The following is an 8,811-nucleotide window of genomic DNA, read 5'->3' on the forward strand; positions in this document are numbered from 1 at the left end:
GACCCGCTGGCAGACCCGCTGGTGCGCGCCGTTGGTCTGGATCCCTTCGTTCGCCTCATCGACGGAGAGGTCGATTTCGGGGATGATCCGCTGTTCAACAGGAAAGCCCGAGCCGAGCAGATCGCGGTCCGGACAAGGTTTTTCGACGACTTCTTCACCGGCGCTACCGAAGCTGGCGTGCGGCAGGCCGTCATCTTGGCGTCCGGCCTCGACACCAGGGCCTACCGACTGCATTGGCCGGCCGGCACGGTCGTCTACGAGATCGATCAGCCGCAGGTCATCGCGTTCAAGACCGACACGCTGGCCGGTCTCGGCGCGACGCCGACCGCCGACCGCCGGGCAATCGCGATCGACCTGCGAGACGACTGGCCCGCGGCGTTGCGGGACGCCGGGTTCGATGTCACAGAGCCGACCGCCTGGAGTGCCGAGGGGCTGCTACCGTACCTGCCGCCGGAGGCCCAGGACCGATTATTCGACAACATCACCGCGCTCAGCGCGCCCGGCAGCCGGCTGGCCACCGAGCACGTGCCCGACCCCAATGCGTTTTCCGATGAGCGCTTGCGCGCGATCAGCGAACGGTGGCGGCGCTTCGGATTCGACCTCGACGCGGCCGATCTGTTCTATCGCGGCGAACGCAATGTCGTCGTCGACTACCTGACCGGACACGGCTGGCAGGTGACGCCCCATCCTGCGCGGGAGTTGTATGCCCGCAACGGGTTTGAGTTCCCGGAGGACGAGATGGCGGCCACGTTCGGCGACATGAGCTATGTCGCCGCGATTCTGCGGTAGCGCCCCGGTTAAGGTTTCCTCGTGTCGCGCACTCACGACGATGACTGGGACCTGGCGTCCAGCGTGGGCGCCACCGCGACCTTCGTCGCGGCGGGGCGCGCGATGGCGTCCAAGGATCCCCGCGGCCTGATCGACGACCCGTTCGCCGAAACGCTGGTGCGTGCGGTCGGGTTGGATTTCTTCAACAAGATGATGGATGGCGAGCTCGATCTGGACGCGATCGAGAACGCCTCGCCGGTGCGTGCGCAGGCCATGGTCAACGGAATGGCCGTACGCACACGGTATTTCGATGACTATTTCATGCGCGCGACCGTCTCCCGGGTGCGCCAGGCCGTGATTCTGGCGTCCGGATTGGACTCGCGCGCATACCGCTTGCGGTGGCCGGACGGCATGGTCGTCTACGAGATCGACCAGCCCCGGGTGGTCGAGTTCAAGACCACCACGCTGGCCGGCATCGGTGCCGAGCCCACCGCCCTCCGGCGCACCGTTGCCGTCGATCTGCGCGGCGACTGGCCGGCGGCACTGAGGGCGGCGGGGCTGGACACGACGGCACCGACCGCATGGCTGGCCGAAGGGCTGCTGATCTATCTGCCGCCGGAGGCCCAGGACCGGTTATTCGACAACATCACGGCCCTGAGCGCGCCCGGTAGCACGATCGCCACCGAATTCGTCCCGGGCATCGTTGATTTCGATGTCGAGCGGATGCGGGAGATGTCCAATCCGCTCCGCGAGTACGGCGTGGACGTCGACATGGCGTCGCTGATCTATCCCGGCGAACGCAACCATGTCGTCGACTACCTGCGGTCCATCGGCTGGGAGGTCGAGGTCGTGACGCGTACGGAACTGCTGAGGCGCCACGACCTCGAGGTGCCGCCGCTCGAAAACGACGATCCCTTAGGGGAAATCATCTTCATCAGAGGCGGGCTCGCCGACTGAGCACCGGTTAGAAGCGCGACTTCCCCTGCCACAGCAGGGTGGCGCCGCCCAGTGTCTGCTCGATGTTGTCCCAGATCCCTGCGATCGCGCGGCCGAGCACGGCCCCGACCGCGTCCGGCAGCGACGCCGCGGCGGGTTGCGACGATGCGCGTGGGCGCAGCATGTCCAGCAGCGAGGAACCCGGGTAGTTGACGATACGGACCTCGGTGTCCTCGTCGAGCCCGGCCAGTACCTTTGCTCGGCGGAGGGCGGTTCGAAACCCGCCGAGTTCGTCGACCAGGCCACGCGCCAGCGCATCTGCTCCGGTCCAGACCCGGCCGCGCGCAACCGCGTCCACGGCTTCGGTGCTCAACTTTCGCCCTGCTGCCACCCGTGCCACGAAGTCGGTATAGAACAAGTCCGCCTCGGCCTCTCGGCGGGCCCGCTGCTCCGGCGTGAACGGCGTGTCGATCGACCAGGCGTCGGCATTGGCGTTGGTGCGCACGGTATCCGAGCCGACTCCCAGCCGGGCCTTCAGCTCGCGGACGACCAACTTCCCGGTGACCACGCCAATCGAGCCGGTGATCGTGCTCGGATTGGCCACGATCGCGTCGGCACCCATCGACACGTAGTAGCCGCCGGAGGCGGCGACCGCACCCATCGACGCGACCACCGGCTTGCCACGTTCCCGGGCCCTTGCCACCTCACGCCAGATGGCCTCCGACGCGGTGACCGATCCTCCGGGACTGTCAACGCGCAGCACTATCCCCGACACCGCGTCGTCGGCGGCCGCCTCCCGCAGCGCGGCCGCGATCGTGTCCCCACCGGCGGCAGAGGGCCCGAGCGGTAGGAATTGCGGGCCGCCGCGGCCGTTGACGATCATGCCGTGGATGGTGACCACGGCGAACGTCGGCTTGGGCCGGCGGCCCGGAAGCGGCGGCACGGGCGGGGCCAATCGCGAGCGGGCCGCGCCCGCATAGCGCGCCAGGTACAGTCGCGGCGCTGCCTGTTCCTCGGGACCGTCTTGTGAATCCTTTTGCACCCCAGCCATTTCCGCGATCCGCGCATATGCCTCGTCGCGGAATCCGATCCGGTCTACCAGGCCGGCGTCCACCGCCTCGTCGCGCAACAGCGGAGCCTGGTCCGCCAACGAATCGAGCGCATCGGGATCGATCTTGCGCGAGTCGGCGATCCCCCGCCACACCTCTTCCTGCACGCTTTCCAACATCCGCGTCACCGCTTCGCGATGAGCCTCGGTGAACCCATCCTCGGTGAAAAGGTTTGCCGCCGACTTGTATTCGCCACGGGCGACGAACTGGGCTTCGATCCCCGCCTTGTCGAGCGCGTCGCGCAGGAACATGGCGTTGCTGGCGAAGCCGATCAACCCGACCACTCCCGAGGGCTGCATCCAGACCTCGCGGAAGGCCGAGGCCAGGTAGTAGGACAGTGTGCTCGGAAAGGTCTCCGCCCACGCCAGGGACGGTTTGACAGCACTGAAAACCGCGATCGCCTCCCGCAGTTCCTGGACCGCCGCCGGCGGAGAGGCCCCGAGCTGAACGCGGGCTATCAGCCCTGCGACCCGAGGATCCTCGGCGGCACGGTGGATGGCGGCGACGGTTTCTCGCAGCGCCATCGGTCGGCTGCCGCCGGCGATGATCGCCAGCGGATCGAAGCTCGTCGTCTCCGGTGGCACCGAACGCAGGTCGAGCTCCAACACGCAGCCGTTGGGGACGCCGTGGTGGCGGGCCGTGTCGACCCGGCCCGCGACGGCACGCACGTCGGCCTCCAAATTTGGCAACCCGGGAATCGATGGCAGGAAAGCGAACATACTCTGCAGGGTACCGATCGGCCACCGTACGGTGGACGGGTGAGGCTTTCGATCGCCATCCCCCAGCTGGACTCCGACACTTTCGATGCCCCCGGCCTTCGCTCCTACCTCGCGCGCGCCGAGGAATTGGGGTTTGAAGGTGGTTGGGTGCTCGAGCAGGTCATCGGAGAGGCACCGCTGCTGGCACCGCTGGAGCTGCTGGCCTATTGCGCCGCGTGCACCGAGCGGCTTCGCCTGGGAGTGGCCGTCCTGGTGACGTCGTTGCATGATCCGCTCCACCTGGCCTCCGCGGCGACGGCGGTCGATCGGCTCAGCCACGGACGGCTGGACATCGGTGTCGGCACCGGCGGCGGCTCTCGCAGCTTCGCCGCCTTCGGGGTCGAAAAGTCCACGTACATCTCGTATTTCACCGAGGGCCTGGAACTGATGAAGGCGGCGTGGTCCGACGAACCCCGGGTGACGTTCCACGGCCGGTTCCGCGACGTCGACAACCTGGCAATCCAGCCCAAGCCGGTGCAGCGGCCGCATCCGCCGATCTGGTTCGGCGGCCAGGCCCGGCCCGCCCTGGCCAGGGCGGTGCGCCACGGTAATTCGTTTCTGGGCGCGGGCTCGTCGACCACGGAGGCGTTCGCGACAGCCGTGGCGGTGGTCCGCAGTGAACTCGACGAGCAGCGAAAAGACCCCGCGCAGTTCACCATTGGCAAGCGCGTCTATCTGATGGTCGACGACGATCCGGCGCGGGCCCGCAAGCGGGTGCTCGCCGGGCTCAGGCGCATCTACGGCCAGAGGCCCGGCATCGAATCGGTTGCGGTTTCTGGCACGGCCGACGACGTTGCCCGCGGGCTGCGCCGGGTGGCGGATGCCGGAGCGCAGATGCTGCTACTCAACCCGGTCGGCGCCGACGTCACGGAGAACCGCGCACAGCTGGAACGCCTTGCCGCAGACGTCATTCCGCAGCTGGCTTAGCACCGCGAGCAGGGAAAGCTACAGCTCCGTCGCGGATCCGCCCGCTGCGGCGATCTTGTCGCGTGCGCTGCCGCTGAACTTGTGCGCGGACACCTCGACCTTAACGGTCAGCTCACCGTCGCCGAGGACCTTGACCAAGGAATTCTTGCGAACCGCGCCCTTGGCAACCAACTCGTCCACCCCGATGGTGCCGCCATCGGGAAACAGTCGGTTGATGTCACCGACGTTGACGATCTCGTATTCGGTGCGGAACCGGTTCCGGAAGCCTTTCAACTTGGGCAGCCGCATGTGGATCGGCATCTGCCCGCCCTCGAAGGCCACCGGCACGTTCTTGCGGGCCTTGGTGCCCTTGGTTCCGCGACCGGCGCTCTTACCCTTGGAACCCTCACCGCGTCCCACCCGGGTGCGCGGCGTCTTCGAGCCGCGCGCGGGCTTCAAGTCGTGCAACTTGATGGTCATTTCTCACCTCCGGCGCCCACCTCGGCCGGCTCCACCACAACGAGGTGGTTCACGACCGCGATCAGGCCGCGGGTCTGTGGATTGTCTTCACGGATGACCGAATGGCGAATCCTCCGCAACCCCAGCGTGCGCAGGCTCTCGCGCTGTTTCCAGCGCGCCCCGATGGTGCTGCGTACCTGGGTGATCTTCAGTTGACTCATGGCTGCGCCGTTCCCTCCCGGACCGCCGCCCCTGCGGGCAGACTGGCGACCGCCTCGCTTTCGCGTCGGGCCTTGAGCATCCCGGCTGGTGCGACGTCCTCGATCGGCAGCCCCCGGCGAGCGGCCACCTCCTCGGGTCGCTGCAGCAGCTTGAGGGCGGCGACGGTGGCGTGCACCACGTTGATCGCGTTGTCGCTGCCCAGCGACTTCGCCAGAATGTCGTGCACTCCAGCGCATTCCAGCACCGCACGCGCCGCTCCGCCGGCGATCACGCCGGTACCGGGGCTGGCGGGACGCAACAACACCACGCCGGCGGCGGCCTCACCCTGCACCGGGTGGGTGATCGTCCCGCCGATCAACGGTACGCGGAAGAACCCCTTGCGGGCCTCCTCCACTCCCTTGGCGATCGCGGCCGGCACTTCCTTGGCCTTGCCGTAGCCGACACCGACCATGCCGTTGCCGTCACCCACGATGACCAGGGCGGTGAAGCTGAAGCGCCGACCACCCTTGACCACCTTGGAGACGCGGTTGATCGCGACGACCCGTTCCAGGTAGTTGCTCTTCTCGCCATCGCGGTCCCGATCACGACCGCCGCGGCCGCTGTCGCGGCGGCCTCGGCTGTCCCGGTCGCCGCGGGTGTCACGGCTGTCTGAAGCGCCCAGCCTCCCAGCCGACTGCTCCGCCATTATGCGGTCCTTCCCGTCGTCATCAGGCAGATGTTGTTCATCAGAATTGCAATCCGTTCTCGCGCGCGGCATCGGCCAGCGCGGCGATCCGTCCGCCGTAGGTGTATCCGCCACGGTCGAACACCACGCTGTCGATGCCGGCGGCCTTGGCGCGCTCCGCGATCAGTTGGCCGACCCGCACGCTGCGCGCCTTCTTGTCGCCTTCCAGGCCGCGCACGTCGGCCTCGATGGACGACGCGGCGGCCACCGTGGTGCCGTTGTCGTCGTTGACCAGTTGCACATGAATGTGCCGCGCGGACCGGTGCACCACCAGCCGCGGGCGTTGCGTCGTGCCGGCGATCTTCTTGCGCAGCCGCGCATGCCTGCGCAGCCGGGAGACCCGTCGGTTCGCGGATACTGATTGCGCCATGACTACTTACCTGTCTTTCCGACCTTGCGGCGGATCTGCTCACCCTCGTAACGCACGCCCTTGCCCTTGTACGGGTCGGGGCGGCGCAGGCGGCGAATGTTCGCCGAAATCTGGCCGACCTTCTGCTTGTCGATCCCGGAGACCGTGAACTTCGTCGGCGACTGGACCGCGAACGTGATGCCCTCGGGGGCTTCGATCACCACCGGGTGGCTGTATCCCAGCGCGAACTCGAGATTGGAGCCCTTGAGCTGCACGCGGTAGCCGACCCCGAAGATCTCCATCTTGGTGGTGTAGCCCTGAGTCACACCGGTGACCAGGTTGGCCACCAGGGTGCGCGAGAGCCCGTGCAGCGAGCGGTTGTGCCGCTCGTCGTCGGGACGGGCGACCACGATCGCCCCGTCCTCGTTGCGCGCGACCGTAATCGGCTCGGCCACAGTCAAATTCAAGGTGCCCTTCGGCCCCTTGACCGAGACGTCCTGACCCTCGATCGTTACGTCGACTCCGGCGGGAACCGGAATCGGCTGCTTACCAATGCGCGACATCTGTTCTCTCCGTTACCGTCCCACTACCACACGTACGCGAGGACTTCGCCGCCCACGCCCTGTCGGGCCGCCTGGCGGTCGGTGAGCAGGCCAGAGGACGTCGAGATGATCGCCACACCCAGGCCGCCCAGCACCCGCGGCAAGTTGGTGGATTTGGCATACACCCGCAGACCCGGCTTGGACACCCGGCGCAGACCCGCGATGCTGCGTTCCCGGCTCGGCCCGTACTTGAGCTGGACGACCAACGCCTTCCCGACGCGAGCGTCTTCGGTGCGGTAGTCGCTGATGTAGCCCTCGTTCTTGAGGATCTCGGCGATGTTGGCCTTGATCTTGGAGTGCGGCAAAGTCACCTCGTCGTGATACGCCGAATTGGCGTTACGCAGACGCGTCAGGAAGTCCGCGATGGGATCGGTCATCGTCATAGTTGCGTCCTATGTCCCGTCACCAGCTGCTCTTCTGCACGCCGGGCAACTCGCCCGCATGCGCCATCTCGCGCAAGCAGATTCGGCAGAGGCCGAACTTGCGGAACACCGCGCGGGGGCGGCCGCACTTGCTGCAGCGGGTGTAGCCGCGAACCGCGAACTTCGGTTTGCGTGCGGCCTTGTTGACCAATGCCTTCTTCGCCATGTGCTCAGTTCTCCTTGAACGGAAAGCCGAGGGCCCGCAACAGCGCTCGCCCTTCGTCGTCGGTCGTCGCCGAGGTGACGACGTTGATGTCCATGCCACGGACCCGGTCGATCTTGTCCACGTCGATCTCATGGAACACCGATTGCTCGTTCAGCCCGAACGTGTAGTTGCCGACGCCGTCGAACTGCTTGGGCGACAGCCCCCGAAAGTCACGAATACGCGGCAGCGCGATCGAGGTGAGCCGGTCGAGGAACTCCCACATCCGGTCTCCGCGCAACGTCACCCGGACGCCGATCGGCATACCCTCGCGCAATTTGAACTGCGCTATGGACTTCCGCGCCCTGCGGATCTCGGGCCGTTGCCCGGTGATCAGCGCGAGGTCGTTGACCGCGCCGTTGATCAGCTTGGCATCCCGGGCCGCTTCGCCGACCCCCATGTTGACGACGACCTTGGTCACGGTGGGGATCTGCATGACGTTGGCGTAGCCGAACTGCTTGTGCAGGGAATCCCGAATCTCGTTGCGGTAGCGCTCTTTGAGCCGCGGCTGAGCTTTTTCTTTAGCCTCTGCGGTGGTCATCAGATGTCCTTGCCATTGCGCTTCGAGATGCGGACCCGCTTGCCGGTCTCCTCGTCCACCCGGTAGCCGATTCGCGTGGGCTTGCCGTCCGAGTCGACCACCATCACGTTGGAGACGTGGATCGGCGCCTCCTGGGTGACGATGCCGCCGGAGCGAGCTCCGCGCTGCGTGGTCGAAACGGCGGTGTGCTTCTTGATCCGGTTGACGCCCTCGACCAGCACGCGATTGCGATCCGGGTACGCCTGCAACACCTTGCCCTTGGCGCCCTTGTCCTTGCCGGCGATGACCAGGACGGTATCGCCCTTACGGACCTTCATCTACAACACCTCCGGGGCGAGCGAGATGATCTTCATGAATCGCTTCTCGCGCAGTTCGCGGCCGACCGGCCCGAAGATGCGCGTCCCGCGCGGGTCGTTGTCGGGCTTGATGATCACCGCGGCGTTCTCGTCGAACTTGATGTAGCTGCCGTCCGGACGCCTGCGCTCCTTGACGGTGCGCACCACGACCGCCTTGACCACGTCCCCGCGCTTGACGTTGCCACCGGGAATGGCGTCCTTGACGGTGGCGACGATGACGTCACCGATGCCGGCGTAACGTCGCGACGAACCGCCAAGCACCCGGATGCACAAGATCTCCTTGGCGCCGGTGTTGTCGGCGACCTTCAGCCGCGATTCTTGCTGAATCACTCGATCTCCTGACCTGGTTCACGTGTGCACGGCAGGAAGACGAGCCTCCACAGCGGAAAGCCAACCAAAAACCTGACATGCGCAATCTTTGTCACCGAAAGGCACGCAGGGCCGATCGCGCACCGGC

The 8,811-nt window shown here is 66.7% G+C and carries 14 protein-coding genes; 3 read left to right on the forward strand and 11 right to left on the reverse strand.

Annotated elements, in window-relative coordinates; genetic code table 11:
* Together JO059_RS11545 and JO059_RS11550 are read left to right on the forward strand one after the other, a co-directional pair.
* Nucleotides 1-789 (forward strand): SAM-dependent methyltransferase (locus tag JO059_RS11545; protein ID WP_293317004.1); only part of this gene is annotated, 789 nt, incomplete at its 5' end.
* Between the two features lie 21 nt (nucleotides 790-810).
* The gene (locus JO059_RS11550; RefSeq protein WP_293317007.1) at nucleotides 811-1,725 is read left to right on the forward strand and encodes a class I SAM-dependent methyltransferase; all 915 of its coding nucleotides are present in this window, start codon (nucleotides 811-813) and stop codon (nucleotides 1,723-1,725) included.
* A 7-nt stretch (nucleotides 1,726-1,732) separates the two neighbouring features.
* Here the strand turns inward: JO059_RS11550 and sppA are convergent, their stop codons facing one another.
* Nucleotides 1,733-3,532 carry a signal peptide peptidase SppA gene (gene sppA, locus JO059_RS11555; protein WP_293317009.1) on the reverse strand — a complete coding sequence of 600 codons (1,800 nt, stop codon included), beginning with the start codon at nucleotides 3,530-3,532 and terminating at the stop codon, nucleotides 1,733-1,735.
* A 39-nt stretch (nucleotides 3,533-3,571) separates the two neighbouring features.
* Here sppA and JO059_RS11560 point away from each other — a divergent pair, with 39 nt between their 5' ends.
* The gene (locus JO059_RS11560) at nucleotides 3,572-4,498 is read left to right on the forward strand and encodes an LLM class flavin-dependent oxidoreductase (protein WP_293317012.1); all 927 of its coding nucleotides are present in this window, start codon (nucleotides 3,572-3,574) and stop codon (nucleotides 4,496-4,498) included.
* Nucleotides 4,499-4,516: 18 nt separating this feature from the next.
* On the opposite strand, the gene rplO is transcribed toward JO059_RS11560, so the two are convergent.
* The 10 genes from rplO to rplN are packed head-to-tail and all read right to left on the reverse strand — an operon-like array spanning nucleotide 4,517 to nucleotide 8,684.
* The gene (rplO, locus tag JO059_RS11565; protein WP_293317015.1) at nucleotides 4,517-4,957 is read right to left on the reverse strand and encodes a 50S ribosomal protein L15; all 441 of its coding nucleotides are present in this window, start codon (nucleotides 4,955-4,957) and stop codon (nucleotides 4,517-4,519) included.
* Nucleotides 4,954-5,157, reverse strand: a complete 204-nt coding sequence (rpmD, locus tag JO059_RS11570; protein ID WP_293317018.1) for a 50S ribosomal protein L30 — start codon at nucleotides 5,155-5,157, stop codon at nucleotides 4,954-4,956. Before rpmD ends, rplO begins: the two co-directional genes overlap by 4 nt.
* Nucleotides 5,154-5,843, reverse strand: coding sequence for a 30S ribosomal protein S5 (gene rpsE / locus JO059_RS11575; RefSeq protein ID WP_293317021.1), 690 nt, complete (start codon nucleotides 5,841-5,843; stop codon nucleotides 5,154-5,156). The genes rpmD and rpsE overlap by 4 nt, the downstream gene beginning before the upstream one ends.
* A gap of 40 nt (nucleotides 5,844-5,883) precedes the next feature.
* Complete coding sequence (gene rplR / locus JO059_RS11580) at nucleotides 5,884-6,252, reverse strand: 50S ribosomal protein L18 (RefSeq protein WP_293317024.1); 369 nt, start codon at nucleotides 6,250-6,252, stop codon at nucleotides 5,884-5,886.
* A gap of 2 nt (nucleotides 6,253-6,254) precedes the next feature.
* Nucleotides 6,255-6,794 carry a 50S ribosomal protein L6 gene (gene rplF / locus JO059_RS11585; protein ID WP_293317027.1) on the reverse strand — a complete coding sequence of 180 codons (540 nt, stop codon included), beginning with the start codon at nucleotides 6,792-6,794 and terminating at the stop codon, nucleotides 6,255-6,257.
* A gap of 23 nt (nucleotides 6,795-6,817) precedes the next feature.
* Entirely contained in the window at nucleotides 6,818-7,216 is a 399-nt protein-coding gene (gene rpsH / locus JO059_RS11590; RefSeq protein ID WP_293317029.1) for a 30S ribosomal protein S8, read from the reverse strand.
* Nucleotides 7,217-7,235: 19 nt separating this feature from the next.
* On the reverse strand, nucleotides 7,236-7,421 hold the full coding sequence (locus JO059_RS11595; protein WP_011739072.1) for a type Z 30S ribosomal protein S14: 186 nt from the start codon (nucleotides 7,419-7,421) through the stop codon (nucleotides 7,236-7,238).
* A 4-nt stretch (nucleotides 7,422-7,425) separates the two neighbouring features.
* Nucleotides 7,426-7,998, reverse strand: a complete 573-nt coding sequence (gene rplE / locus JO059_RS11600; protein WP_293317059.1) for a 50S ribosomal protein L5 — start codon at nucleotides 7,996-7,998, stop codon at nucleotides 7,426-7,428.
* Nucleotides 7,998-8,315 (reverse strand): 50S ribosomal protein L24, encoded by a 318-nt coding sequence (gene rplX / locus JO059_RS11605; RefSeq protein WP_293317061.1) that lies wholly within the window; start codon nucleotides 8,313-8,315, stop codon nucleotides 7,998-8,000. Before rplX ends, rplE begins: the two co-directional genes overlap by 1 nt.
* Complete coding sequence (rplN, locus tag JO059_RS11610) at nucleotides 8,316-8,684, reverse strand: 50S ribosomal protein L14 (RefSeq protein ID WP_003403649.1); 369 nt, start codon at nucleotides 8,682-8,684, stop codon at nucleotides 8,316-8,318.
* Nucleotides 8,685-8,811: the final 127 nt, after the last annotated feature.

Origin of the sequence: Mycobacterium sp. (assembly GCF_019247615.1) — a bacterium.
Taxonomy (GTDB): domain Bacteria; phylum Actinomycetota; class Actinomycetes; order Mycobacteriales; family Mycobacteriaceae; genus Mycobacterium.